The 25,982-nt window shown below is 37.9% G+C and carries 22 protein-coding genes; 20 read left to right on the forward strand and 2 right to left on the reverse strand.

Annotation, left to right across the window (positions count from 1 at the left end; genetic code table 11):
* Nucleotides 1-140: 140 nt before the first annotated feature.
* The 4 genes from R2Q94_RS02880 (at nt 141) to R2Q94_RS02895 (ending at nt 5,267) form a co-directional block, all read left to right on the forward strand.
* On the forward strand, nt 141-305 hold the full coding sequence (locus tag R2Q94_RS02880; RefSeq protein ID WP_316819918.1) for a hypothetical protein: 165 nt from the start codon (nt 141-143) through the stop codon (nt 303-305).
* A gap of 138 nt (nt 306-443) precedes the next feature.
* Nucleotides 444-908 carry a hypothetical protein gene (locus R2Q94_RS02885; RefSeq protein WP_316819919.1) on the forward strand — a complete coding sequence of 155 codons (465 nt, stop codon included), beginning with the start codon at nt 444-446 and terminating at the stop codon, nt 906-908.
* A 459-nt stretch (nt 909-1,367) separates the two neighbouring features.
* Nucleotides 1,368-2,642 carry a YeiH family protein gene (locus R2Q94_RS02890; protein WP_316819920.1) on the forward strand — a complete coding sequence of 425 codons (1,275 nt, stop codon included), beginning with the start codon at nt 1,368-1,370 and terminating at the stop codon, nt 2,640-2,642.
* 93 nt (nt 2,643-2,735) lie between these two features.
* Nucleotides 2,736-5,267: an ATP-binding protein gene (locus tag R2Q94_RS02895; RefSeq protein WP_316819921.1), complete on the forward strand. Its 2,532-nt coding sequence runs from the start codon at nt 2,736-2,738 to the stop codon at nt 5,265-5,267.
* A 9-nt stretch (nt 5,268-5,276) separates the two neighbouring features.
* Here the strand turns inward: R2Q94_RS02895 and R2Q94_RS02900 are convergent, their stop codons facing one another.
* Both R2Q94_RS02900 and R2Q94_RS02905 read right to left on the reverse strand, forming a co-directional pair.
* Nucleotides 5,277-6,605: a sigma-54 dependent transcriptional regulator gene (locus R2Q94_RS02900; RefSeq protein ID WP_316819922.1), complete on the reverse strand. Its 1,329-nt coding sequence runs from the start codon at nt 6,603-6,605 to the stop codon at nt 5,277-5,279.
* An 88-nt stretch (nt 6,606-6,693) separates the two neighbouring features.
* The gene (locus R2Q94_RS02905; protein ID WP_316819923.1) at nt 6,694-7,005 is read right to left on the reverse strand and encodes a hypothetical protein; all 312 of its coding nucleotides are present in this window, start codon (nt 7,003-7,005) and stop codon (nt 6,694-6,696) included.
* Between the two features lie 304 nt (nt 7,006-7,309).
* Here R2Q94_RS02905 and R2Q94_RS02910 point away from each other — a divergent pair, with 304 nt between their 5' ends.
* The 16 genes from R2Q94_RS02910 (at nt 7,310) to R2Q94_RS02985 (ending at nt 25,976) form a co-directional block, all read left to right on the forward strand.
* The gene (locus tag R2Q94_RS02910) at nt 7,310-7,747 is read left to right on the forward strand and encodes an Rrf2 family transcriptional regulator (RefSeq protein ID WP_316819924.1); all 438 of its coding nucleotides are present in this window, start codon (nt 7,310-7,312) and stop codon (nt 7,745-7,747) included.
* A gap of 93 nt (nt 7,748-7,840) precedes the next feature.
* Complete coding sequence (gene cobA, locus R2Q94_RS02915; protein WP_316819925.1) at nt 7,841-8,632, forward strand: uroporphyrinogen-III C-methyltransferase; 792 nt, start codon at nt 7,841-7,843, stop codon at nt 8,630-8,632.
* Between the two features lie 154 nt (nt 8,633-8,786).
* Complete coding sequence (locus tag R2Q94_RS02920) at nt 8,787-10,382, forward strand: S8 family peptidase (RefSeq protein WP_316819926.1); 1,596 nt, start codon at nt 8,787-8,789, stop codon at nt 10,380-10,382.
* A 246-nt stretch (nt 10,383-10,628) separates the two neighbouring features.
* Nucleotides 10,629-11,357 carry a tyrosine-protein phosphatase gene (locus R2Q94_RS02925; RefSeq protein WP_316819927.1) on the forward strand — a complete coding sequence of 243 codons (729 nt, stop codon included), beginning with the start codon at nt 10,629-10,631 and terminating at the stop codon, nt 11,355-11,357.
* 101 nt (nt 11,358-11,458) lie between these two features.
* Nucleotides 11,459-12,274, forward strand: a complete 816-nt coding sequence (locus tag R2Q94_RS02930) for a polysaccharide biosynthesis/export family protein (RefSeq protein WP_316819928.1) — start codon at nt 11,459-11,461, stop codon at nt 12,272-12,274.
* 36 nt (nt 12,275-12,310) lie between these two features.
* The gene (locus tag R2Q94_RS02935) at nt 12,311-14,659 is read left to right on the forward strand and encodes a polysaccharide biosynthesis tyrosine autokinase (RefSeq protein ID WP_316819929.1); all 2,349 of its coding nucleotides are present in this window, start codon (nt 12,311-12,313) and stop codon (nt 14,657-14,659) included.
* A gap of 12 nt (nt 14,660-14,671) precedes the next feature.
* Nucleotides 14,672-16,219 (forward strand): hypothetical protein, encoded by a 1,548-nt coding sequence (locus R2Q94_RS02940; protein WP_316819930.1) that lies wholly within the window; start codon nt 14,672-14,674, stop codon nt 16,217-16,219.
* Nucleotides 16,220-16,318: 99 nt separating this feature from the next.
* Nucleotides 16,319-17,326: a nitroreductase family protein gene (locus tag R2Q94_RS02945; RefSeq protein ID WP_316819931.1), complete on the forward strand. Its 1,008-nt coding sequence runs from the start codon at nt 16,319-16,321 to the stop codon at nt 17,324-17,326.
* A 26-nt stretch (nt 17,327-17,352) separates the two neighbouring features.
* Nucleotides 17,353-18,594, forward strand: coding sequence for a polysaccharide pyruvyl transferase family protein (locus R2Q94_RS02950; protein ID WP_316819932.1), 1,242 nt, complete (start codon nt 17,353-17,355; stop codon nt 18,592-18,594).
* Nucleotides 18,595-18,763: 169 nt separating this feature from the next.
* Nucleotides 18,764-19,924: an O-antigen ligase family protein gene (locus tag R2Q94_RS02955; protein WP_316819933.1), complete on the forward strand. Its 1,161-nt coding sequence runs from the start codon at nt 18,764-18,766 to the stop codon at nt 19,922-19,924.
* Nucleotides 19,921-21,180, forward strand: a complete 1,260-nt coding sequence (locus tag R2Q94_RS02960) for a glycosyltransferase (protein ID WP_316819934.1) — start codon at nt 19,921-19,923, stop codon at nt 21,178-21,180. The genes R2Q94_RS02955 and R2Q94_RS02960 overlap by 4 nt, the downstream gene beginning before the upstream one ends.
* 68 nt (nt 21,181-21,248) lie before the next feature.
* The gene (locus R2Q94_RS02965; RefSeq protein WP_316819935.1) at nt 21,249-22,124 is read left to right on the forward strand and encodes a glycosyltransferase; all 876 of its coding nucleotides are present in this window, start codon (nt 21,249-21,251) and stop codon (nt 22,122-22,124) included.
* Nucleotides 22,125-22,252: 128 nt separating this feature from the next.
* Entirely contained in the window at nt 22,253-23,374 is a 1,122-nt protein-coding gene (locus R2Q94_RS02970; protein WP_316819936.1) for a glycosyltransferase family 4 protein, read from the forward strand.
* Nucleotides 23,375-23,459: 85 nt separating this feature from the next.
* A complete protein-coding gene (locus tag R2Q94_RS02975) occupies nt 23,460-24,545 on the forward strand; it encodes a glycoside hydrolase family 99-like domain-containing protein (RefSeq protein ID WP_316819937.1) in 1,086 nt (361 codons plus the stop codon).
* A 7-nt stretch (nt 24,546-24,552) separates the two neighbouring features.
* Complete coding sequence (locus R2Q94_RS02980; RefSeq protein WP_316819938.1) at nt 24,553-25,248, forward strand: acyltransferase; 696 nt, start codon at nt 24,553-24,555, stop codon at nt 25,246-25,248.
* Between the two features lie 23 nt (nt 25,249-25,271).
* On the forward strand, nt 25,272-25,976 hold the full coding sequence (locus R2Q94_RS02985; RefSeq protein ID WP_316819939.1) for a hypothetical protein: 705 nt from the start codon (nt 25,272-25,274) through the stop codon (nt 25,974-25,976).
* The last annotated feature ends 6 nt before the right edge of the window (nt 25,977-25,982 follow it).

The raw sequence follows: 25,982 nt of genomic DNA on the forward strand, positions 1-25,982 counted from the left end.
TTTAGTTCGATTCCCCTACGGACTACAGATCCTCTCTACGATTGTAGGGAGGTTTTTTGCTTTAATACCATTTCCATTGAAAAAAATGCTTCCCTCATCTTCATAAAAGTTCAATATATTGCCAACTGACTCAAAAAGCCATGGAAAAAAGAACCATTTTAAGCATCTCTGCATTTTTATTGATCATTTTAGGTATCGCGATTATTTTTGTCGGATTATCCGGACCAAAATTCATGTTGCCACCGGTAATTACTGGTCTTGGTTTCTTTGTGATCAGCTGGGCGCTTTTTGCTTTAAAAAAATAGAACAATACTATCCTTTTCTTGTTTGTTTCGATAATGAATCTGCTATTTATTAAAGTAAGTGGTTTCATTAAAAATAATTATTCATTATATTGAGTTAATATTAGGCATTAACTATTTACTTATCGAAATCATTTTAACATGAAAAAATCAATTCTTTATCTAGCTTGTATGGCAGTACCCTTGGTATATAGCTGTACCAATTCTGAAAAAAAGGCCGTTGCAAAGGCAGATACGACAGTGAGTAGCGAATGCTATGTAGCAATTGATGCTTTGGATACTGCGGATCTTCACCTGAATACAAGTGCAGCAGGGAAAATTACCGGGCATCTGCTAATCAATTACAAGGATAAAGGAGATAATATTGGGGAAGTTGCCGGGAAATTTAGTGGTGATACCTTATTTGTTGATTATACTTTCAAAATAGGTACGGCTAATCCAACTATTTATAAGAACCCATTGGCATTTTTAAAGAAAGATGGTAAGCTGATTTTAGGTGTTGGGCAGATTGAAACTTCTGTTGGCAGATCGTATTTTGTGAAGGGAAAACCAATTTCTTTCGATAAAGGGAGGTTTACTTTTGCACCTGTGGAGTGTAAAAAATAAGCCTAAGTCAGAATTAATAATGAAGCTGCGGAAACCATTTGATTTCGCGGCTTTTTTTTTCTGTTTTTTATGGGAATCCGAGACTAATCATTCAGTTTGTCTGACTAAATCATCAGTGATTCTATCATTATCAGTCAGCGAAAAAGGTTTGATATGCCCTGTTATAACTGTTTAAGGCTATTATTCCAGATTGATAGAACTATTTTTAAATATATTCTATTAAATTAGTAGACTTTATTATATTTGAACTCAGAAAGCTTTAAGAATTTGATTCTCAGTCGTCCGGACTGATGCTTTAAAAATATTAGATGTTTGGTTAGATCTAAGTTTTGTTTGGTTAAAAGCCAGGTTGGATGACCTGGCTTTTTAAATGTCCGACCTTTAACGGTTCATTTTTTTAGGATGAATCATTATAGAATTAATTATTAATTTACGGGACACATATAAATGAACCTAAAAATGACCAAAAATTCAACCAAAGTCAGCAAGCTTCAAATTCATGAAGACTGGGCTGTCGTGATTCTGGGGACACTAGTTGTCTTTAGTAGTCTTTTCTTTTTCCTGTTACCTATTCCTGTTTTTAAATGGGAAGATACCGCCAGTTTAACTGATAAAATTTTTCAGTTGGATAATTTAATTGCGATGCTGATTCAGTTTGTATTTATGTGTATCATTGGCGCAATAGGTGCCTTCATTATGGGGAAATCCGTCAAGAATTTTCTATTTGGCTTCCCGGTGGTCTATATACTCACCATCGTTGCCCTGTTAATTGCAGGAAGTTCCGGTATGCGGGCATTAAATCTGGAAGCCGTAATTTTTAGCCTGATGATTGGTCTGGCGATCAGCAATTTTTTTACGCTTCCACAGTGGTTTAAATCGGCTTTATCGACAGAACTTTTTGTAAAGATCGGTTTGGTGTTATTAGGAACAACCGTGATTTTTGCAGATATTTTAAAAGCAGGCTCCCTGGGCTTAATTCAGGCATTGGTGGTAGTGGTTTCTGTATGGTATTTTGCCTATTGGCTGTGCCGGAAATTAAAAGTGGATGATGAATTGACGATGATGATCTCCAGTGCGGTGTCTATATGCGGTGTTTCAGCTGCTATCGCTACTTCAGGAGCAATCAAGGGGGATTCTAAAAAGCTTTCTTATGTGATTTCTATGGTATTGATTACCGCCATCCCAATGATGATTTTTATGCCATACATTGCAAATTATTTTTCTTTTCCACAGGCGGTAACCGGTGCCTGGCTGGGCGGAAGTATTGATACCTCAGGTGCTGTGGTTGCCTCAGGGAGTTTAGTAGGGGAAGAGGCCTTAAAGATCAGTACCATTGTTAAGTTTTCTCAAAATGTATTGCTTGGAATCGCGGCTTTTGCCATTAGTATTTATTGGTCTTATACCAACCATAAAGATGAAAATGGAGAAAGAGTGAAACCAACGATTGGAGTAATATGGGAGCGCTTTCCTAAATTCGTATTGGGTTTCATTGGTGCTTCTCTATTGTTTTCGTTTTTCCTGCCACAGGAGACGATTGCCAATGTCAAAGACAGCTTGAAAAATCTGCAGGGCGCATGGTTTGCTTTGGCATTTACCAGTATCGGTCTGGAAACTAATTTTAAAGACTTATTTGGGAACCAGAGTAAAAAACCATTATATGCTTTTCTGATTGCTCAATTGTTCAATGTCATCATTACACTGGTTATCGCTTTCTATTTATTCGGAAGCAGCTAGTTTCTTTGTTGGGATCCTTAAAATTTTTGAATTCAGAGATCATGGCAGGTTCCTTGCTATGGTTATCTGTACATTTGAGATTTGTTTGTTAAAATGAGTGATGCCCCAAAGAAAAGTTTATTTAAAGCAATAAAAGGAAAAGTCATTATAGCTTTGTTACTCGCCTGTTTCGCACTGATCATGGCCTGGGCAGTAAGTAAAGTAGCTTTTAATGAAATGCTGACTACAGTAGAGAACATTTCCACACCTAGTGAGCGATTGAGGCTGGTAAATCTGATTTCTTTACGAATCAGTAGATTGGATCAGTTGCAGAAAACGCAAGCCTCCAATGATCCAAAAAATTATAGTAAGCTGTTAAAAGAGTCCAGGGAACTACGTGCTTCCCTGGATTCTTTATCCCATTTATATGCGAAGGATTCAGTGCAATTGCAGCGGATCAGTAGCATTCAGAAATTACTGAAAGAGCGTGATAATCAGTTTGTCAATTATCTGAAGGTAAGAGAGCGACTGGTGAACAACAAATCTTTTTCAACTCAGGTACAAAATCTGAGTGAATTGGTGAACAAATCTGCGAACGACAGTACTGTTCTGGCTTCTCAGTTACAAACTTCTACCACCACTATTTACTCCTCAGAGGATAAAAACAGGGGTTTCTTTGGTCGTTTGTTTGGCAAGAAGAAAGATAGTGAGGACAATAAATCCTATAAAATTATCAATGAAAAGAATTTGAAAGTAGACACCATTTCGCTTTCAAATGAGGATAAAACTTCTAAAAGTCTGGAGGAGACCCTTCGGAATATCGAAAAAGAACAGCGTAGAAACAGTGCCCGCTTTCTTGATAAAGAAGCGGAGCTGGCCAATGCCAACAATCTTTTGATCAATCAGATGTTGGATATTCTCCGTAAGGTAGAAACTGAGGTAGTCACACAGATCGAACTTAACGGCATTCAGGCCAAGCATGTGGTAAACACTGGAATCACTACCATCAGTATCATCATGCTGGTATTTTTCCTGTTAATGCTGTTGATGCTTTATTTTATTTTGATTGATATTACCCGAAGTAATCGCTATAAGAACGAACTGGAGCAAGCCAGAGATTTGGCAGAATACCATGGGATGGCGAAACAGCGCTTTCTTTCTAATATGAGTCATGAAATAAGAACTCCTTTGCAGTCCATTATTGGTTATGCTGAGCTGATTCGTCAGGAGGAAAAGCCTAAAGCTAAAGACATTGATGCCATTTATCATTCTTCCGAACATTTGTTGCAGATTGTAAATGAGGTGTTGGATTATAATCGGATCATCTCCGGGAAGTTTACCTTCCTGGAAAAACCTTTTGATATTGCGAAATTACTGGATGAAGTGGTCTTTGTGATGAGACCTCAGGCAGAACGGAAATCTCTGAATCTGCAAACAGAAATTTCCTTGCATGGGACAAAATATGTGAGTGGAGATCCTTTTAGACTAAAGCAGATTCTTTATAATTTATTGGGCAATGCGATTAAATTCACGCATGAAGGAGAGGTGGTCCTTTCGGTTTTTTACAAACGTCAAGGTGATCATCTTCATTTTACTTTTATGGTAAGAGATACTGGAATTGGAATTTCTGAAGCCTCAAAGGCAGTTATATTTAATGAATTTGAGCAGGTAAATGCCAATGATCAGGAAGTGCTACATCAATCTGGAACCGGATTAGGTCTAACGATCATTAAATCGTTAGTGGAGAATCAGGGCGGACGTATTTATGTGAAGAGTAAGGAAGGAGAAGGTAGTGTTTTTACGGTTTATCTGACTTTTCAAATTGCTGAAAAACCAATAGAAGAGGCTTTGTCGCAATCAAAAGATCGATTGAGCTGGAAGCCATTTAAAGTATGGGTGGTAGATGATGATCCACTAATTTTAGAGTTATGTAGTATTATTTTTGAAAGAAATCATATAGATTACAGAAGTTTTCATTCTCCTGTACAATTGCTCAAAGAAGCAGCTTCAGTTGAAGACCTGAAATATATACTTCTGGATATGAGAATGCCGGAAATGAATGGTGTTGAACTTTGTCGGCTTTTAAGGGAGAAGCTGGGAAGGAGCATTAAGGTTTTTGCCATTACCGCACAGGTATTACCTGATGAAAGAGACTTTTTGTTGAATAATGGTTTTGATGGCCTGGTGATGAAACCTTTCCGTGAAAATGAATTGCTGGCAGTATTTTCTGAAGAACTGGACGCGGATTCCTTTTCAAAAGAGACTCAGTCTGATGCAGAAGATCAAAACCAAGTCGTAGAAAATATCGAGCCTGAAATTGAATTGGATCTTGGTCCATTGCGGAAGATGACTTTTGATGATGAAGCACAACTGAAGAAGATTTTAAGCCGATTTATAACCGATTGTGAAAATGACCTGTTGGAGCTGAAGCAAGCGACAATACAAGAGGATGCTTCAAGACTCGCTTTATTGAGTCATCGACTGGCTGGACGTATTGCACAGATTGGTGCCAGAAAACTGGCTGCAGATTTCAGGCAGATGGAGCTTTTGTTTCATCAACAAGATGTTCCTGATGAAAAAAGCAAACAGTCTTTAATGAAACTCTCCGAAAATCTAAAAAGACTGATTGGGCAAATTCAGTCGTAGCGCATCGCCCTATTCTATTTCATAGCGTTCCATTTTACTATATAGTGTCTTACGATCGATGTTCAGTAATTTAGCCGCCTTTGATTTGTTGTACTTTACTTTAACCAGTGTTTCCATGATCAACATTTTTTCGTTGATTTCATTGATGGCTTTAAGGTCGGAGCCCTGAGGTTTAGGAACCTGGTTAATGGAAATGATCATTTCCTCCGGCAAAGATTCAATTTCTGCAGTTTCATTTGGGGTTAATAAGACCATTCTCTTGATCACATTTTTCAGCTCTCTGAGGTTGCCTGGCCAATCGTATTGAAGTAACAGGTCTTTTGTAGCAGGAGAAAGGTGTTGAACATTCCTGTTCAGCTCTTCATTTGATAATTTGATAAAATGGCTGATGAACAATTCTACATCTTTTCCTCTCTCTCTTAGTGGGGATAGCTGGATTTTGAACTCATTTAGACGGTGGTAAAGGTCTTCTCTGAAATCACCATTGCTGACACTATTTTTAAGGTCGTCATTGGTTGCAGTAATGATCCTGACATCTACTTTAATGTTTTTTGTACTGCCTAATGGTTGAATGGTTCTTTCCTGTAAGGCCCTTAGCATTTTCACCTGTACTTCGTAACTCAGGTTTCCTACCTCATCCAAAAATAAGGTGCCCCCATTCGCTGCTTCAAACTGACCTTTTTTATCATTTAGTGCGCCAGTGAAGGCACCTTTGGCATGACCGAACAACTCACTTGCCGCCAATTCTTTTGATAAGGCTCCGCAATCTATAGCGATAAAAGGTTTGTCTTTACGCTTGCTGTGCATGTGCAGAGCTCTGGCTGCATATTCCTTCCCAGTTCCGGTTTCACCTTGAATGATGACCGACATATCTGTTGGTGCAACCAGATTAATGTGTTCGTATAATTTATCAGCATTACTGCTTTTTCCTTTGATAGCATCTGCATGTTCGATAGAATTGCTGCTGCCTGGTTTTTCTTTTTTACCTAAAGCATTGTTGATGATCATCAACAATTCATCAGGATTTACCGGTTTGGTAATATAATCGAAAGCTCCTAACTGGATGGATTTTACGGCGGTTCTGACATCGTTAAAGCTGGTCATAATGATGACTGGCTGAATCATACCCATTCCGCGGATATGAGAAAGTACATCTAGACCTGTTCCATCCGGAAGGCGGTAATCTACAAGAAATAGGTCGAAATTTTGTTCTTCTGTTAACTTCAGACTTTTCCTGACCTCGTTAACCGCTTTAGGCTCATGACCGTGCTTGGTTAGAAAGCCTTCAAGAATTTGCGAAAAGGTAAGGTCGTCTTCAATAATCAGTATTTTTGCCATAAGAATCTCGCTTGTAATTATAGCAAAAATACGAAAGCCGGGGGACATCCGGCTTTCGTACACTATATTAATTGTTATTTATTGATGGTTACTCAATAATAGCACCGTCTTTAGTTAATTTTAAAGAAGCGGTTTCTTCTTGTTTTTTAACATCTACCTGGAAGAATTCAGATTTGTCTGCATTTACGATATGGAATGCAGCTGTTGGAGTCCATTCTTTGTATTTGTCGGAAGCCAATGTTGCTTTTACTGCATCTGGAAGATCTTTCAATTCAACCGGAGTTTTTGTAGTGCTATCTTGTTTTACACTGATGATAACTGGGTTTTTAAGGTCAGTTGCTTTTACTTGTGTTAATCCTGCGAATGCTAAAAATGCTGCTGATAAAATGATCTTTTTCATAACTCTCTATTTTAATTTAAATTCTTTTGTTTCAAATACGATTAGATCAGGTTCATAATGGTGCCAGAATCCTTGAATTTAAGTTAAAGCGCTTTCAGACAGTGTTTAGCTAGATTTTGCTAAAATCAGGACTGTTGCATTATTCCACAATTTGTGGCCAAAAGATACAAGGGAAACTAATAGCTGAAGCTGCTAGTATAAGGTATAGTAAATGCAAATTTGAATTTAAAGCAAGGTTTTACTCCCTATTTCTGACAAATGATTACCTGCTGAGAAAGTAATGGATTTTTCTTAACTTTGCTTTATGCTATCTAAGAAGACTAAATATGCAATAAAGGCACTTGTTGCGCTCGGAAAAAATGCTGGAAATCCTCCTATGCAAATCGTAAGGTTGGCAGAACAGGAAATGATCCCTCGTAAATTCTTAGAGCAGATTCTATTGGATATGCGTAATGCAGGATATCTATATAGTAAGAAAGGTGCAGGTGGGGGATATAGCCTGAATAAAGAACCGGGTGATATTTATCTGGCAGATATTCTTCGTATCACCGATGGGCCTATTGCCATGGTACCTTGTGCTAGTCTTAAATTTTATCGTAAATGTGATGAATGCCACGATGAAATCACTTGTGGGATTAGAAAAACTTTTATCGATGTCCGCGATGCTACACTGAAAGTGTTGGCCCAAACCTCTATTGCTGATGTAATTGCACGTGAATCAGATGGCAATTTCATGGAGTAAATAAATAATCTCAAATTAAGTCTACTACTTCTATAGTCTTTTTATATATTTGTATCATTAATACAAATATATAATCCCTTTAAACCTAAGACTATGATTTTAAATAAGATTGAAAGTGGTGTAAAAGAACCTAAAATTACATTAGTAGGCGCTGGTCCGGGTGATCCTGAACTGATCAGTTTAAAGGGAGTAAAAGCCATCAACACAGCCGATGTAGTGTTGTATGATGCACAGGTGAATGAAGCTTTGTTAAATCATGCACCTGAAAAAGCAATCAAAATATTTGTGGGTAGTAAATCTGATGATGAATCCTTCTCGCAGGATGTAGTCAATAAGTTAATGATCGATTACGCTTTGAACTTTGGCCATGTGGTACGCTTAAAAAGTGGTGATCCTTTTGTGTTTGCCCGTGGATTTGAGGAAGTTGATTATGCAGAATCCTATAATATTCAAACAGAAATCATCCCAGGGATTTCCAGTGCTTTGGGCGTCCCTGGTTTACATAAAATTCCAATGACTTTCGGTCCGCTTAGTGAAAGTTTTTGGGTCCTGAGTGGTACAAATGCTGCAGGAGAACTTTCTCCGGATTTGAAAGTTGCGGCAAAATCCAATGCAACTGTAGTGGTACTCATGGGGATTGAAAAAATTAGAGAAATCAGTGCTGTCTTTCAGCGGGAAGGAAAAAACAGAATGCCTGTTGCCGTTATTGAAAATGGATCTTCTGTGAATGAAAATATCAAAATTGGGGTAGTTGATACGATTGCCGAATTGATTGAAGACCACTCTATTTCGGCTCCTGCCTTATTGGTCTTTGGAGATGTGGTTTCTTTGCATCCTTCTTTCGACAGGATCAAAAACTTCTACGAGTTGATGGCAATGGAGTAGTCAAAATAGTATCAATTTTTCATCTTTAATAAAAGTCAGATATCTCTATCTGGCTTTTTTTCGTTTATGGGGAGTGGATAGGTGATCGTCGCATATTTGATACGAACGCCATTCCTTATTTATTATTTAACTTTGTACAAAATATCTATATCATATGAATAAGAAGAAAGCGAGCTTTTGCTATCGTGGAATATTAAGTTTGTCTTTATTGGCGATCGTTCCATTTGTGTCGGTAGCCCAAAAACCAAACTGGCAAAATCTGGATCTTAAAACAGATACCACTTTTGGAATCAGTACTGAGAAAGCTTATAACGAATTGTTAAAAGGAAAGAAATCTAAACCTGTAATTGTTGCAGTATTGGACGGGGGAGTGGATATTAATCATGAAGATTTGAAAAGTGTCATCTGGTTAAATAAAAAAGAGAAAGCCGGAAACAAAAAAGACGATGATGGAAATGGATATATTGATGATGTTCATGGTTGGAGTTTTTTAGGTTCTGATAAAGGTTCTATCAATTATGAAACTTTAGAATTGACGCGTTTGGTGCGCAGAGACAATGCAAAATTTGCTAACCTGGACCTGGCTGCAATCAAACCAGCAGATCTTGCTGCTTTTGAAGCTTATCAAAAGAATAAAGCTGAATTCGAAAAAGAACTGGCAGAGGCCAAAGATAATCTGGTACGTTATTCTGGATTGAAAATGGCGATTGATGAGCTGGTTAAAAAGATTGGGAAGGAAAATCCTACTTTGGCCGACTTCCAGAATTTTGTCCCAGCCAATGATATGGAAAAAAACCTACAGAGAATTCTGGTTCAGCAATTGCAGGATACCAATTTCAAGGATTTTTACGCGGAACAAATCGTAGACGGTGTTGACCACTTCAAAACTCAGGTAGAATACAATCTGAATCTTGATTTCGATCCAAGATCTATAGTAGGAGATGATCCTAACGATGTGAAAGACCGTTTTTATGGTAATAACGATGTGGCCGGACCAGATGCATTACATGGCTCCCATGTTGCTGGAATTATTGGCGCAGTAAGGAATAACAAAATTGGGATCAATGGCGTAGCAGATAATGTGGTGATTTTACCGGTTCGTAATACTCCAAATGGTGATGAGCGTGATAAAGATGTAGCCAATGGTATTCGCTATGCAGTTGATAACGGCGCTAAGGTGATCAATATGAGTTTTGGAAAAGGTTATTCTTGGGATAAAAAAGTAGTGGATGATGCGGTAAAGTATGCAGTATCAAAAGATGTGCTTTTAGTTCATGCAGCGGGAAATGATAATAAAAATCTGGATGATGCTCAGAATTTCCCTAATCCTGAATATCAGGATGGTGGTATTGCTGCTTCCTGGATTACTGTGGGAGCTTCAGGTTGGAAAAATGACGAAACCATAAAAGCCGATTTTTCTAATTATGGAAAGACCAAAGTGGATGTATTTGCACCTGGGGTAAATATCAATTCAACTACTCCGAATTCTAAATATCAGAAACTGAATGGTACAAGTATGGCCGCTCCGGTTGTAGCAGGTCTGGCAGGTCTGATCCGTTCTTACTACCCAAAATTAAGTGCCTCGGAAGTGAAAGACATTATTATGAAGTCTGTGGTAAAAGTTGATCAGGTAGTTAAGGTCGAACAAGGCGATGTGGTGAAGGAGATTCCTTTTGCAGACCTTTGTATTAGTGGAGGTGTTGTTAATGCCTATAATGCGCTTAAACTAGCTGCTGAATATAAGAAGTAATTAAATCTGTTTTCTCTACCTCAGTAGTAGTTCTAAAAAAAATAGCCTGACATCAATAGATGCCAGGCTATTTTTTTGCCTGAAAAAACTACCTATAATTGGGTATATTTCCTTAATTGTAAGCTGAATCAATGAAATATAACGTAGATAATCTATCGCTATTGTATTTTTGTTAAAATGACAGGCAGATTTTGTATGGGGTTATGAAATGCAGGCTTGTTTTTCAAAAAAATTAAAAATTCTAAGATGTTTTCTTTTTTTAACAAAAAAACGCACATCGACCATATGGAGTGGTTAGGTGTAGATATGCATGCACATTGGTTACCTGCTATTGATGATGGTGCTAAAGATATGGACTCGGCTATAAATTTTATGAAAAGTTTACAGGAATTAGGTTTTAAAAAATTGCTGGCCACACCTCATATTTTTGCCGGACTGTATCCAAATGATCAGCGGATTATATCAAACACCTTGGAGAGTACCAGAAAAGCCTTATCCGATGCATCTCTACAAATAGAAGTGGGAGCTGCTGCAGAGCATATGGTGAATGAAGATTTTGAAATCACAAATGACCTGGTATGTCTGCCTAATAAACACATCTTAATTGAAATGTCCTATGCTTCAGAAGTTCTAAATATTGAACAGGTCATATTCAACCTTCAGGTAAAAGGTTATGTGGTGATTCTGGCACATCCGGAACGTTATAGCTTTTATCAGGATAGACATCAGCGTTTTCATCGTTTCAAAGAAATGGGCGTATTGTTCCAGTTGAACCTGCTTTCTCTTTCTGGTTATTATGGAAAAGAAGTGAAGAGACTTGCAGAATACCTGCTCCAGAAAAAATATTATGATTTAGCAGGAACTGATTTGCATCATGACAAACATTTAAATGCTTTGACCACTGAGATTCGTTCCGGACGTTTATTTTCCAAGCTTGAAAATGTCTGTTTTAGGAATATGGAGCTGTTTTCTTAGCTAAATACCCATTTGTAGCTAGGTGTAATTGAAATTTAAAACGATTATTTTTGCTTTCACGTGATTCTGGTGATTAAGCCGTTTTTTAGATCGAAATTACTATGGTTAAAGTTTTGTTGTCAAGAAAATACCTGAATTATTTGGCTATTTTCTCTATTATTTTACTGAATTCTTGTTCTACGACAAAAAAAGTTCCTTATTTTCAGGATATAACTGCTAATGGTGGCTCTGAAGTTCAAAATACTGCAGCTTTTAAGGGATTAACTATTGATCCTGATGATATTTTATCCATTTTACTGGTTACTGTAGATCCAACGACTGGTATGCCAGTGAATCAATTGGCAAGTCAGCAGGCAAATAGCAATGCAATTGCTGCAGTGGCTACCGCTGGTAGTAGTACTTCTGCTTCCAATGGTTTCCTTGTAGATAAAAACGGAGAAATAGACCTTTCTATTATTGGCAAAGTGAAAGTGGCCGGATTAACCACATACGAGGCACGTGATCTCCTAAAAACTAAAGCTGCTGTTTTTTATAAAGATCCTAATGTGCAGGTTCGGTATGCAAACTTCAAAGTAACAGTGTTGGGCGAAGTCGCAAAACCATCTTCTTATATCCTGCCAAATGAAAAGGTAAGCGTACTGGATGCACTCGGAATGGCTGGTGACCTCACTATTTTTGGGAAAAGAGAGAATGTTCTATTGATCAGAGATCATGATGGAAAAAAGGAATTTGCTCGTTTAGACCTCAATTCCTCCAGGATTTTTGACAGCCCATTTTATTACCTGAAACAAAATGATGTGATCTATGTGGAGCCTAACAAGGGAAAAGCTGCCTCATTAAACCAGGCAAGAACACAAACTTTTGCGGTTATTGGAACTGCATTGTCCGTTTTAATTGTGTTGTTCTCGAGGCTTTAACCCCCCATTACTTTATTAACCGCTAGACTATTATAGATGAAGAACATAAATTCTGAAGATAAAACCGCGCATGAAAATTCAGATGGCCTGGATGTTAAACAACTCCTACTACGCTTATTGGACAATTGGTATTGGATTGCGTTATCCGTATTCCTCTGTCTGGCGCTTTCTTATTTATATGGAAAGTATAAAACACCCTATTACAAAATTTCGGCAAGGGTACTGGTAAACGACGAGAAAAAAGGCTCCGGACTATCTGGTGGCGGAGATCTATTGGGCGACATTGGAGGACTATTAGGGACGAAGAGTACGGTAGACAATGAAGCTGAAATCCTTAAAACCAGAGATCTGATGGAAGAGGTAGTTAAGGATATGAACCTGAACGTTACCTATTTTAGAAAGGGGGCCATTAAGAACGTAGAATTATATGAATCTCCTTATTTACTGAAAGTGATCACACCTCTGGATACCATTAAGGCTACCGAAGTACAGGTGAGCTTTGTGGAAAATGGAAAAGTAGCAATTGCTGCAGACGGTCTGGATACATTGGTTGCGTTTGAACATTCTTTTACCATTCCAGAAGTAGGTTTGGTTCAGATCCTGAAAAATCCAGGGGTTTCTCCTGGTAATGAGCATTACAACTTTAAAATTATGTCTGTTGATGCCAGGGTGCTTGACCTGATGACTGCCCTAACTGTAGAAGTGAAAAATAAACAGGTGACAATTATTGACCTTGCTCTGAATCATCCGGTTCCTAAAAAAGGAGAGGATATTTTAGGAAAACTGATAGAAAAGTATGTGGAGGCCAACCTTAGGGATAAAAATGAAGTGGCCGATAGTACTGTGAAATTTATTCAAAATCGTTTGGTACATATCAGTGGTGAGCTAGGTGGTCTTGAGGGAAATATTCAAAACTTCAAGCAGAAAAATAACCTCGCAGACATGTCGGAACAGTCTAAATTATTGGTGCAGACTACCGGGCAATACGTCAATGAATTGGGGAAAATAGAAACTCAGATTAGTGTTTTAAGTAGTCTCCAAGACTATTTGAAAGATGAAGGGAAGAATAAAAAAGTGTTGCCAAGTTCATTGATTCCTACTGATATGGTATTCAATGGAGTGGTAGAGAAATACAATGCTTTGACTTTGGAAAGGGCAAGAAGGATGATCGGTGTTACAGAATCCAACCCAAGTATCCAATTACTGGATAAGGAAATTGGCAATGCAAGAACAGATATTGAAACTAATATTGCCAGTACGCTAAATGGTTTTCAGATTACAAGAAACCGGATTAATGAGCAGATGAAAAAGGCAGAAGCTCAGGTGAGAAATGTTCCCCAGATGGAGCGGAATTACCTAAATCTTGCCAGGCAACAACAGATCAAACAGGAATTGTACATCTTCCTGATGCAAAAAAGTGAGGAAACGGCGATTTCAAAAACAGCTAATATTGCAAATTCAAGAACTATAGATCCGGCTAAATCTGAAATCAAACCTTTCAGCCCTAAAAAAGCCTTTGTTTATCTGTTTGGGTTAATTGCAGGGTTGGCTATCCCATTAGGATTGATGTACCTGAAAGATCTTTTGAATGATAAGGTACAAGTTAAAGAAGATGTTACTAAGGCTACAAATGCACCAGTGATCGGAGAAATCAGTCACCAGGACGAGGATATGGCTATTGCCAACAGTTCGCGTTCAGTTATCTCTGAACAGTTCAGGGCATTGAGAACCAATCTTTCATTTTTCTTCAAAAACAAAAATGAGAAAGTAATTCTGCTGACCAGTAGTATGTCTGGAGAAGGGAAATCATTTATTGCCATCAACCTTGGACATATTCTTGCCCTGGCCAATAAAAAGGTGCTATTGATGGAGTTGGATTTACGTAAACCGGGTCTTTCTGCGAAGTTAAAGCTCCCGGGTACCGTTGGATTCACCAATTATATTGCTAATCCTGAGCTAAAAACAGCAGATATCATCTTGCCATTGAAAATTCAGGAAAACTTGTTTATGGTAAGTTCAGGCCCGATTCCCCCAAACCCGGCAGAATTATTACTCAGTGAACGGACACAGTCGCTGATGGAAGAGTTGAAACAGCAATTTGATTACATCATTATTGATGCACCTCCGATCGGCATTGTAACGGATGCACAGTTGATGGCTTCTTACGCGGATGTCTGCATTTATGTGCTGAGGCAAAATTACACCTTGAAACAACAATTGACTATTGTGGAGGACCTGGTTAAGAGTCAGAAAATGAAAAACTTAAGTATAGTGATCAACGATATACAGGCCAGCAAAGGATATGGTTATGGTTATAGTTATGGTGACTATGGGGCCAATCCCCAGAAAACAGGCTTTTTTAACAAATTATTTAAAACAAAATAACCATCAGATCAAATGAAATCAGGAAATAAGGTAGTGATGAACATGGGTGTTTTGTATGCCCGAATGTTGATTACCATGGGGATTTCATTGTATGCTACACGTTTAGTGTTAACAGCATTGGGTGCAGCAGATTATGGGCTTTTTAACCTGATTGCGGGACTGATTGCGATGCTTTCCTTTTTGAATACCGCTATGGCAACTTCTACCCAAAGGTTTCTTTCCTTTTATCAGGGGAAAGATGATCTTGGCATGCAGAAAAAGGTTTTTTCAAATAGCCTGATCCTGCATTTGGGAATTGGAATTGTGATTGTTGCAGGTCTGGAAATTGCAGGTTTATTCTTGTTCGATGGCTTTTTAAATATTCCTCAGGACAGAATTCATATTGCTCAGATGATTTATCATTTTATGTCTTTAACAGTTTTCTTTACAGTGATTGCGGTTCCTTTTACCGGTTCCCTGGTTGCACATGAAAACATGCTTTGGGTAGCAGTGGTGAATGTGGTAGAGACGCTTTTAAAGTTGGGGATTGCTTATCTATTATATTTAGTATCCGAGGATAAACTAGCCGTTTATGGCTTGTTGACTGCCGGAATTAGTATCGTTAGTTTTTTACTGTATGCTGTTTATTGCTTCCGGAAGTACCCCGACTGTACCTTAGAAGGCATATTTTCTGTGGATACTAAATTGATAAAAGAGTTGACCTCTTTTGCCGGTTGGAATCTATTCGGTTCATTGTGTGCATTGGGAAGAGCAGAAGGCCTGGCAATTTTATTGAATATCTTTTTAGGAACGATAGTAAATGCTGCTTTTGGAATTGCCAATCAAGTGGCGGCCCAATTGAATTTTTTTTCCTTTACCCTGCTTCGGGCGATCAATCCTCAGATTATGAAAAGCGAAGGGGCTGCCAATCGTGAAAAAATGTTGAGACTATCGATGATCGGCAGCAAATTCGGTTTTTTTTTATTGGCCTTTGTTGCTGTTCCCTGCATTTTCGAAATGAATGCCATTCTTAGGTTATGGCTAACAAAAGTTCCGGAATATACTGTGGTTTTTTGCTCCTTAATGTTGTGTGCTACTTTAATTAATCAACTTACCATTGGTTTGCAGTCGGCAGTACAGGCTACAGGAAAGGTGAAAGCTTATCAGATGGTCGTCGGCTCTGTTTTACTCCTTGCGTTACCACTGGCTTATCTGCTGTTAAAACTTGGGTATGCTCCATATTATGTCTTCGTAGGTTACTGTTTTGTAGAATTGATCGCCTGCACATTGAGGTTGTTTTTCTTGAAAAGTATTGCAGGACTTTCCATTTCTCTCTACTTCTCAAATGTCATCTATAAGATCATCGTCCCCCTTTGTTTACTGATACTAACCTGCTATTTGTCGGTTTCTTATCTCCATTTTGAGTTCCGTTTTTTCTTTACAGGGGCCGCTGGGGTTCTGGTCTTTGCAACAAGCATTTACCTTTTCGGATTATGTGAGGATGAGAAATTCTTCCTGAAGAAGATGATGTCTGGCTTTCTGGATAAGCTGCATACAAAGAAACAATTGAAACACATATAAAACCAACCAAATATAAACAGAGAATGAACTTAACCCGCGCCGAAAAATAAAGATTTCGGCGCATTTAAGTAAAAGCAACATTAAAAAATAACACTCCGGATGAAAAATTTAATTAAGAAAATCGTTCCAAAATCAGCTAAAAGACTTTACAGATCGAAGCAAACTCAGTTTTCGATTATTAGAGATTATGTATATGATTATCGGAAGTTTAAAAGAGAATCTGCTTCATTCAAGTTGAGGAATAAAGAAATGATGCAGGCCTATATCCTGAAGGAATATCATGCTGTGGAAAAGGGACTGGCTTTGTCTGAACCGCGTCCGGGGTTTGGGGGGCCAAGGATTGGGGCATTAGCTGATATCGTGGAAGATTATTTGACAAAGTATGGTGTAGATGCCATTACTGATATGACTGCAGATACGCTTCGTGAATATCTGGATTTTGATGAGGGCCACGCTCAGGTAGCACCGGGATTAAAAGATAAGCTAGAGCGTTTGCTATTGCGTTGTGATGAATCCAGATTCCATAAAACGGGAGGGACAAAATTGGTTCCTAAGCAGGACATTATGGCTGCTTTAGATTTTGATTTTGAACGTTTCTTTAAATCCAGAAATAGTGTAAGAGATTTTTCTGATGAGCCGGTGTCAACAGCAACCTTACTGAAAGTAATTGATACAGCAAGGTATACCCCATCAGTGTGTAACAGGCAGTCATGGAAGGTCTATGTGATCGAACACTCTAATGTCGAACTGAAGCGTAAACTTCTAAATGTACAGAATGGTAATAAAGGTTTTGGCGAGCAAATTAGTTCTTTAATTGTGATCACCGGAAAGCTGTCTTCTTTTTTTGCTTATGAGCGGAACCAGGTATATATCGATGGAGGAATGTTCGCAATGTCCATTGTTTTGGGGTTACATGCAGAGGGATTAGGGGTATGTTGCCTGAATACCAGTTATGCTAAAAAGCAATATGAAGCATTTACAAATTCAATGGAAATGGATAGCGATTGTGCACCGATCATGTTTTTAGCGGTAGGCCATCTCAAAGACAATTACAGTGTGGCAATTTCGGAACGCAGACCTTTAACAGATATCGTTGAAGTAAGGTAATAAAATTAATTTTTAATATATAATTGATGAACAAGTTAAAAGAAGTATTTAAAGGAATTTATGTTGAGTTTTTCTGGTTTTTAGCCCTTTTCTTCTCCCTTTTTGTGAAGGGTAAAAAGGGGGCAAAGAAGGTATTGGTACTTCCTGCAGCGAATTTGAATGGTGGTTTTGGGGAAGACATTATGATCACTTCCTTTATCAATAACTTCGCAAATGATGCGCAGGTAAATATTCTAAATGGTTTTAAAATCATCCGGGAAGACTATCGAAGAATCAACAATAATGTCGTATTCCTGGATGGATTTAATGAAAAGGTGAATTTTCTTAAACTGTTATTTCTGATCAAAGATTGTGCTTTGGTGTATGTGATTGGCGCAGATATTATGGATGGAACCTATCGCGTTCATAATTCTATTAATCGTCTGAGGGTAATTGAGCTCGCTCATCGAATTGGGGTGAAAGCACAGATCTCCGGCTTTAGTGTTAGCAAGAATATCCTCCCAGAAGTGAAGGCTAAATTTTCATCAGTAGCAAAAGATGTTAAATTGAAAATCAGAGATGTAGAATCCTATGTCAGGATGAAAGATTTTATTCCTGCTGACCGCCTGATCTTAACCAATGATATCGCTTTTATTTGCCCGGACCTTCCAGGTGTTTATCAAAGTAAAACTTATGAAACATATAAGGCATGGGGAGAGCAGGTTAAGGCAAAAGGCAAAACAATAATTGGAGTTTGTCCGAATGCAATCCAGGCCAGGAAAATTGGTTTTGACAATTACCTTTCGGGCTTTAAAAACTTGTTAGAAGGGTTTCTGGATAGGGGGAATTATGCTTTTGTTTTCCTTTATCATGACATCAGACCAATTTGTGATGAGGCGAGCGACAGCACCATTAGTCGCATTTTAGAGGAGTATTTCCTGGCTAAAGGAGAAGATTGTTTCTATACCGATCAAATCAAAAATGGGGTGGAGCTGAAAGGCTATGTGGCTCTAGTAGACTTTACGATTACCGGTAGAATGCATTTGGGGATATCAGGACTGACTTATGGCAAGCCAATGTTTGGCGTTTCTTATGCCAATAAATTTGAAGGTATGGTGAAGCTGTTCGAAATCGATCCGAAGCTTTGTTTGATCGATTATGATAAACTGGACAATTCAAAAGAACAGATTCGCTTATTCACACAAAATTTTTCCACGATTCAGGACTGTGTTGAAAAAAATATCAATGGCGTTAAATTAGAAACCACCAATAACTATACCTATGGGTAAAGGAATATTATTATTTCTTGTCATCTTCTGCTATATTTTTAGATCGGTAGTTCTTAAAACAAAAAAAAAGGACACGAAATTTTTATGGGTTAGTTTTTTCATTTTTTGCATTCCATTTGAATTTGGAAAAGCATTAAATACCCCGAAAATAAATGATATAGCTGGAACAGTGCAGCCCATCTATATCATTTCCCTAACCATAGGGATGATTGTGGCGGTATTGCCTTTTGCAAAAAGGAGATGGTTGGAGTATTCCTTTAAACCAAATAATTGGGTCAACTGTGTTGGCCTGCTGTTGATTTTATCTTTCCTGAACCCTTTCAATTCTTTTCCTACAGGTACCTGGGTACTGGCGATATTCTTCTTGTCCAATATCCTCTTGTTTAAACTACTCAGCAGCTTCTTGAGCATGGAGGATGTGTTGAATGGTCTTTTTGATGGATTGATGCTATTGACATGTGCGCAGTTTTTGCTGGCCCTATGTTTTCCGGTTCTCGGTATTTCTGCAGTCACGAAGTTGTTTCATGAATCAGCAGAGATCTGGGCGACCAGATTGGATACGAGAAGCGGAGCAGTAGGTTTTTTTAATCATCCTGGCAGACTGGCTTTGTTTATGGTGATTACAGCTGCCTTTTTTCTTTCGACTTATTTATACGATTTCAGAAAAAAAGCGAGTAAAGGAGCGTTGATTTTATGCATCCTGATTATTTTTTTAACTTATTCCAGGACTTCTTATCTGGCATTGATCATTACACTCTCTACCTGTTATTATCTCAATAAAAATGCTCATAAGAATTTATTTTCCATTGGGAACGTTCTCAAATTCGTGCTGCCAACGGTATTGGCTCTAGTTTATCTGATCGTCTATTCTCCTTTGAGTGAACTTTTCATGGGAAGCGATTCTTCCGATCAGTATGACAATAGAATGGTACACTGGTTGATGGCTATTCATTTATTTAATGCCTCTCCGGTTATTGGTGTAGGATTAAATAGCCATCTTTCGTATCTCTCTCAGCATTTGGGTATCGTAAATCAAGTCACCATGGACGACTTTTTTGCTGTCAATCCCATCCATAACATTCACCTGATCGTCCTTGCTGAAGTCGGGATTTTAGGCATGATCTTATGGCTTGGCTTTTTATTTGGCAACATCTTCAAAGCTAAAAAAGAAATTAGTGAGAGAAATAATGAAATTCTTTCCTTAAGTATGATCGGCTTGTTTATAGCCTACATTATTTATGGACTGACCGGTTGGGCACCCTTCTCCACGGCTATTTTACCCATATTTCTTTTCATCACCTTTTTTTCAATTAAATATAGACAACAATGAGGAAGATATTAATTGTTACCCCCTATATGCCATTTCCTCTAAATTCGGGAGGCAGGATTGCCCAATTCGAATTTGATAACGAGTTGCGCCATCATTTTGATATGACGATTGCATTTACCATGAAGGCTAGCGATCAAAAAGATTTGGAGCAGTTGAAGGTATTATGGCCGAATGTAAAATTTAAACCATATCTGATTACAGAGCAATCTTTGTCGGATAAGTTTAGTTCTATTCTGTATCGATTTTCAGAATTTTTAAATCGATTCATTGGAAAAGGCGTGTTTTCTGCGCTTTGTAAAACAAATTTGGACCATTTACTTAAATTAAATACGACACTTTTCAGGTCCAAAAGTTTTGGATTCCCCCCTGGATTTATTGATCATTTCAGGAATGTGTTGCTGGAGAATAATTTTGAATTTGTGCAGGTGGAGTTTCATCAACTGATCTCTTTTGCGAAATATATACCACGCAGTTCCTATCGCATTTTTGTACACCATGAATTGCGGTTCGTCAGGGAAAAAAGAGAATTAGAGCTTTTTAGTTTTCAGTCGGCTTTTCTAAATCGGGTTTATAAAAAGAACAAATCGTTTGAATTATCTGCTCTGGAAAAATACGATATGGTGTGTACACTTTCAGAAGTGGATAAAGTGATTCTTGAAAAAGATCTAAAAAAAGCACGCCTAGTTTCTTCTCCAGTTCCTATTAAAGTTCTAGCCCCAGGATTGAGTTATTCTTTTGACCATAAACTTGTCTTTTTGGGTGGTGAAAATCATTTTCCGAATAAGGAAGGACTAGATTGGTTTTTAAGGAGTTGCTGGTCAGAATTGAAATCAAATTATCCACAGCTGGAATTACTGGTAATCGGAAAATGGCATCAGGATAGTATCACCGAATATGAGCGTCAGTTGGAATCAATAAACTTTATGGGCTATGTAGAAGACCTGTCTTCAGTATTGGCAAATAGCATTTTTATCGTTCCAATTCGTATTGGTAGTGGTATTCGTATGAAAATTATTGAAGCTGTAAACATGGGGATACCATTTGTTTCTACTGAAGTAGGAATGGAGGGCTTGTGTTTTCAAAATGGTAAAGATTGTTTAGTTGGTAATACAGCGCAGGAGTTCAGCTCATCTATAGCCAGGCTGATAGAATCAGAAGGTTTGGGCATTTGCCTGGCTAAAAATGCATTGAATTCTTTAAATGAAGAGAACTCTTACGAAAAGTTAATGAGTAAAAGGTTGGCTATATACAATTAAGGACTTCTATGGCCTGGATAAGTAAGGGAATTACAGGAATAGCAGACAAATTGAGATAAATGAAAAATATGGAAAAACAATCGGCCCTGATTCACCAAAAACATGACCTCATGATAGGAAATAAGTCCTTTTCTAAACCAAAAATACTCGTATTGGTGGTACTGTATAAGAAAACGATTTCAGAATCTCCAACAATAAAAACGTTGTTGGAACAGCGTAGGCATTTGTTTGAACTGGAACTAGTGATTTGGGATAATAGCCCGAATAAGTGTTCCGAAGCGGAAATCATGGCGCTGGAAAAGATTTTCGGTCAGTTCCAATACCACTGGACAGAAGAAAATACCTGGTTATCCAAACTCTATAATCAGGTACTTTCCATGAATACTTATGATTATGCTATGTTGTTGGATCAAGATACGGAAATACCAGTTTATTATTTTGATAAGCTGAATGAAGCACTGCTTAAATTTCCCAGGCTGGCGCTGTTTTTACCGCTTGTGCTCCATAAAGAAAAAGTAGTGAGTCCTGGAGCATGGGTTTATTTCAAAGGAAAACACTGGAAAAAGATCAGGACGGGAGTTATTCCATCAAAGAATGTATTGGCCATTACTAGTGGCATGGTGATCTCTGCTAAGGTATTTTCTATCCATCAGCTGAAATTTGATGAACGCTTAAGCCTCTACGGAATTGATACTGCATTTATGCTCAACTTTTCCAGATTTGAAAAGCAGTTGTATGTATTGCCTATCAAATTTGATCATGATACCGTATTATGGTCGAACCCTTCCGCCGATATGATGCTTGGCCGCTTTAGAAATTTAAAAAGTACATGGCCGAAGATTCTGTCAGATAGGCCGGTAGCAAGGTTGCTCGTTTATTTTTATAGTATGGCTGTGTCTTTTAAGCTGGCGCTAAAATACCAGGATCTGAGGTTTTTAAAATAATTTTTAATCCTTCATGACTATCGGTATTCGTGATACTGATAGTCATGAAGACATCGAACGGAATAACAGTACTGGCCACAATGAGGGATCTTGATCACTATTGAAATAGGTCATTTAAAATATAAATCATGAATATTATTTGTTTACACCAGAGTGCTGATATGTATGGTTCCGACAGGAGTTTTTTACAGGTGGTAAATTATCTGAGCCTGTCGCCGAATTTTGAAAAAATCACGGTTATTCTTCCTAGAAATGGTCCATTAGTTAAGGAACTGGAAAAATTAAATGTCGAAATTCTTTTCATGAATCTCTCTTTATTAAGTAAGACCTATTTAATGAAACTCCAATGGGGAAAGATCATTTTTCCTTTGTTTTCCTGTTCCAGGAAAAAGAAATTACTTGATCAGTATGATGTGGTTTATGTAAATACCTCTGTTATCCTTGACTTTTATTTACTGGCTCCCTTTCTGAAGCAAATGAAAATGATTCACATCCGGGAAATTCCAAATGGTATTTTGAGTAAGCTGCTGTCTTTCTTTTTGAAATATTCGAAAGCTAAAATCATATTTAATTCTCAGTCTACCTTAAATAGCTTTGCTCCTTTAGCTAAAAGTTTGGTCATCCATAATGCATTTGAAGGCTTTGCCACAAAGGGTTTGTTGGAAGTCTCACTGACTGCTTCCGAAATCGAATTGCCTCCAAAAAAATCTCCTTTAAAGATGTTGTTGATTGGTAGGATCAATAGCTGGAAGGGACAAGATTTTGCTATAGCCGCGCTGGCAGCCCTAGCCAATGAAAATGTAATATTGAGGATTGTTGGCAGTACTTCTGCCGGAAATGAGGAAATGGTACAAGAGCTAAAGAAAAAGGTTGATCAACTGGGCTTAAATGATCAGGTAGAGTTTTTGGATTTTGTTTCAGATACGGCTGAAATTTACAACTGGTCGGATGTCGCAATTGTACCCAGTACAAGACCAGAGCCTTTTGGCAGGATTGCAATAGAAGCGATGAGTTTAAGTAAACCAGTAATTGCAGCGAATCATGGTGGCTTGCCAGAAATCATTGAGCATGGGTATAGTGGTTTCTTGTTTGAGCCAAATAATAAAGCTGAATTTATTGCTGCAATCAGCCAATATATGAATGATCCTGACTTGTTAAAAAGACATGGGAAGAACGCCAAAATGGTCTATGAAGAAAAGTTCTCTTTAACCGGATTTCATAAAAAATTAGACGAAGCTTTTCAAGATTAAAACTGATTGTTAATTCGGGTACAACTAAAATGGTTCGCCAAAAAATCTGATTAAAACAGCAACATTGAAAATGAAATAAGATCATATGAAAAAGATAATTTTTTACTTCTTTTTGGTTTCTCTGGCATTAGGTACCAGCCCTGCAACTGTTGTTTTTGGGCAAAATAATACAGCTCCTCATTTGAAAGTTGGCGCTTATTATTTTGATGGATGGACTGGTAAAACAAGCCATATTTCGAGCTCATTAACAGCAAATTATAAAGAAAGGGCTCCAATTTGGGGTTGGATCACCAGTACTCCTGAAATTATGTCTAAACAGGTAGCGGTTGCAGTAAAGGCTGATCTTGATTTCTTCACCTTTTGCTGGTATTATTCTGAGCTTTCTAAAAAGAACCTGGAGGAACCCAGAAATAATGCACTTCGCCTATTTGTCAATTCAAATGATAAAAGAGGGTTGAAATTCAATTTGCTTGTAGCCAATCATTATGGGTATATCATTGGGCCTGCCGACTGGACTAAGGTTTCAAAAATATGGCTAGATCTTTTTGAAAATGATGCGTATTTGAAATTTAATGAGAAACCTCTGATTACCTTTCTAAGTTTAAAGATGCTCATGAGTTCATTTGGTTCAGCCGCAAAAATCAAATCGGCTTTGGATCAATTGAAAGCAGCTGCGGTAAGTAGGGGCTTAAAGGGTTTAAGTATTGGAATCAGTATTACACCTGATGAAAAAGAGGTCGTACTGGCTAAGCAATGTGGCTTTGACATCTTAACAGGTTATAATTACCACGATCAAACATTAATCAATGGACAATCTGTTAGCCCAATTACCGTACTGAGTAAGCGTGAAAAGGCAGTATGGTCTCAGTTTCTAAAATTTGAAATGCCCTATATTCCGGTAAGTACCCTGAACTGGGATCCACGTCCCTGGGACGAAATGAATAGAATTGATAAGCCTTCACCTCATTTTAAAGGTTTTTCCCCTGCTTCAGTTTTTCAATCTGTTAAAGGCCTGAAAGATTGGGTGCTGGAAAATAATCCTGGTAGATCAGATGATCAGATTGCAGTTCTGTATGCCTGGAACGAATATGGGGAGGGAGCGTGGTTAACCCCATCAGTCACTTATAAAAATGGACTTTTAGAAGCTGTTAAAAGAGCTTTAATAAACTAATACGTTAATGAAAACAATATTTCAATCAATCATCAGGAAGAGAAACCCTGCTTTCAAATTTGATGAGAACATCAGTAGCCGAACCTTATTCAATCTAGCAGTTTGCAAGAGCATTGAGCTTTTAAGGGGAGTGTTGTTCCAGGTTTCTCATCTAAAAAAACCGAAGCCAATATTTTTAGGCCCAGGGGTAAGAACTTTCAATAGTCAGCACATCAGTATTGGGAAATGGGTTAAAATTGATACAGGGGTATATCTGAGTGGATTAGGAAAAGGAAAACTGATGATTGGGGATTCCTCCGGAATTGGTGCGTATTCACAATTGATCATTTCTACCTCATTTAATAATTTGGGGGAGTTTATACATATAGGCAAACAAGTTGGAATTGGGCAATTTGCCAGTATCGGTGGTTCTGGGGGTGTTTCTATAGGAGATCATACAATCATTGGACAATATTTTAGCTGTCATCCAGAAAATCATAATTACAATGATTCTACAAGGCTGATCAAAAATCAAGGCACTACACGTGCTAAAATTACTATTGGGGAGAACTGCTGGATAGGAGCAAAAGTGACCATTCTGGCGGGTGTCACCATTGGGGATAATTCAATCATAGCTGCAGGAGCGGTGGTCAACAAAAGTATGCCTGCAAATTCTATTGTAGCCGGCGTTCCTGCCCGAGTGATTAAAGGAATTTACGATTAGAATAGATATTTAAAAGAATAACCATGAGCAAGAAGACAATATTTAAAAATATAACATTAATTGTTTTTTCTATCCTGATTTTAACTTTAAATAGTAAGGCTTACGGGCGTAATTTATCGGATTCTATTCCTTTAAAAGTATTGATCCTAGGCAATAGTATTACCTGGCATGGGGCAAAACCTGAGCTTGGTTGGAGTGGCAATTGGGGAATGGCGGCGACTTCTGCCGAAAAGGATTTTGTGCACCTCCTGCAATCAAGGATAAAGATGAAGAGTCCTCAAGCGGCATTTCAATTCGGCAACATCGCAGATTCCTTTGAAAGAAAATTCTGGAAATACACTGATTGGGATTTTAAGAAATTTAAAGATTGGAGTCCTGACCTTTTGGTCTTAGAAATAGGAGAAAACATCAATGATACATTAGCTGTAAGATATCAGTTGGGTAAACATCTTGATCGTTTTGTGAAGGGATTATCAGGAAAAAAAGAACTTAAAGTTTGTCTGGTTGGTAACTTCTGGCCAAATCAGCATATAGATAAAATTATGCAGGCGACCTGTATCCGCAACAATTGGATATATGTAGATCTTCAGGGGCTTTATAAAGAAAGAGATAAAAATACAGCCATTCAGGAATATCAGAATCAAGGAGTGGGGATGCACCCTTCGGATATTGGAATGGAAAATATAGCAAATAGAATCTGGAATGAAATACAACACTTTTTTAAGTAAACTATA

Source organism: Pedobacter gandavensis (assembly GCF_032678465.1).
Classification (GTDB): Bacteria; Bacteroidota; Bacteroidia; order Sphingobacteriales; family Sphingobacteriaceae; genus Pedobacter; species Pedobacter gandavensis_B.

Excerpts from the sequence above, each read along its gene's own strand:
- R2Q94_RS02900 (WP_316819922.1), bottom strand. The coding sequence starts at position 6,605 with ATGGCAAAAATACTGATTATTGAAGACGACCTTACCTTTTCGCAAATT.
- R2Q94_RS02960 (WP_316819934.1), top strand. The coding sequence starts at position 19,921 with ATGAGGAAGATATTAATTGTTACCCCCTATATGCCATTTCCTCTAAAT.
- R2Q94_RS02885 (WP_316819919.1), top strand. The coding sequence starts at position 444 with ATGAAAAAATCAATTCTTTATCTAGCTTGTATGGCAGTACCCTTGGTA.
- R2Q94_RS02970 (WP_316819936.1), top strand. The coding sequence starts at position 22,253 with ATGAATATTATTTGTTTACACCAGAGTGCTGATATGTATGGTTCCGAC.
- R2Q94_RS02980 (WP_316819938.1), top strand. The coding sequence starts at position 24,553 with ATGAAAACAATATTTCAATCAATCATCAGGAAGAGAAACCCTGCTTTC.
- R2Q94_RS02920 (WP_316819926.1), top strand. The coding sequence starts at position 8,787 with ATGAATAAGAAGAAAGCGAGCTTTTGCTATCGTGGAATATTAAGTTTG.
- R2Q94_RS02905 (WP_316819923.1), bottom strand. The coding sequence starts at position 7,005 with ATGAAAAAGATCATTTTATCAGCAGCATTTTTAGCATTCGCAGGATTA.
- R2Q94_RS02940 (WP_316819930.1), top strand. The coding sequence starts at position 14,672 with ATGAAATCAGGAAATAAGGTAGTGATGAACATGGGTGTTTTGTATGCC.
- R2Q94_RS02930 (WP_316819928.1), top strand. The coding sequence starts at position 11,459 with ATGGTTAAAGTTTTGTTGTCAAGAAAATACCTGAATTATTTGGCTATT.
- R2Q94_RS02925 (WP_316819927.1), top strand. The coding sequence starts at position 10,629 with ATGTTTTCTTTTTTTAACAAAAAAACGCACATCGACCATATGGAGTGG.
- R2Q94_RS02965 (WP_316819935.1), top strand. The coding sequence starts at position 21,249 with ATGGAAAAACAATCGGCCCTGATTCACCAAAAACATGACCTCATGATA.
- R2Q94_RS02880 (WP_316819918.1), top strand. The coding sequence starts at position 141 with ATGGAAAAAAGAACCATTTTAAGCATCTCTGCATTTTTATTGATCATT.
- R2Q94_RS02910 (WP_316819924.1), top strand. The coding sequence starts at position 7,310 with ATGCTATCTAAGAAGACTAAATATGCAATAAAGGCACTTGTTGCGCTC.
- R2Q94_RS02950 (WP_316819932.1), top strand. The coding sequence starts at position 17,353 with ATGAACAAGTTAAAAGAAGTATTTAAAGGAATTTATGTTGAGTTTTTC.
- R2Q94_RS02985 (WP_316819939.1), top strand. The coding sequence starts at position 25,272 with ATGAGCAAGAAGACAATATTTAAAAATATAACATTAATTGTTTTTTCT.
- cobA (WP_316819925.1), top strand. The coding sequence starts at position 7,841 with ATGATTTTAAATAAGATTGAAAGTGGTGTAAAAGAACCTAAAATTACA.
- R2Q94_RS02890 (WP_316819920.1), top strand. The coding sequence starts at position 1,368 with ATGACCAAAAATTCAACCAAAGTCAGCAAGCTTCAAATTCATGAAGAC.
- R2Q94_RS02975 (WP_316819937.1), top strand. The coding sequence starts at position 23,460 with ATGAAAAAGATAATTTTTTACTTCTTTTTGGTTTCTCTGGCATTAGGT.
- R2Q94_RS02935 (WP_316819929.1), top strand. The coding sequence starts at position 12,311 with ATGAAGAACATAAATTCTGAAGATAAAACCGCGCATGAAAATTCAGAT.
- R2Q94_RS02945 (WP_316819931.1), top strand. The coding sequence starts at position 16,319 with ATGAAAAATTTAATTAAGAAAATCGTTCCAAAATCAGCTAAAAGACTT.
- R2Q94_RS02895 (WP_316819921.1), top strand. The coding sequence starts at position 2,736 with ATGAGTGATGCCCCAAAGAAAAGTTTATTTAAAGCAATAAAAGGAAAA.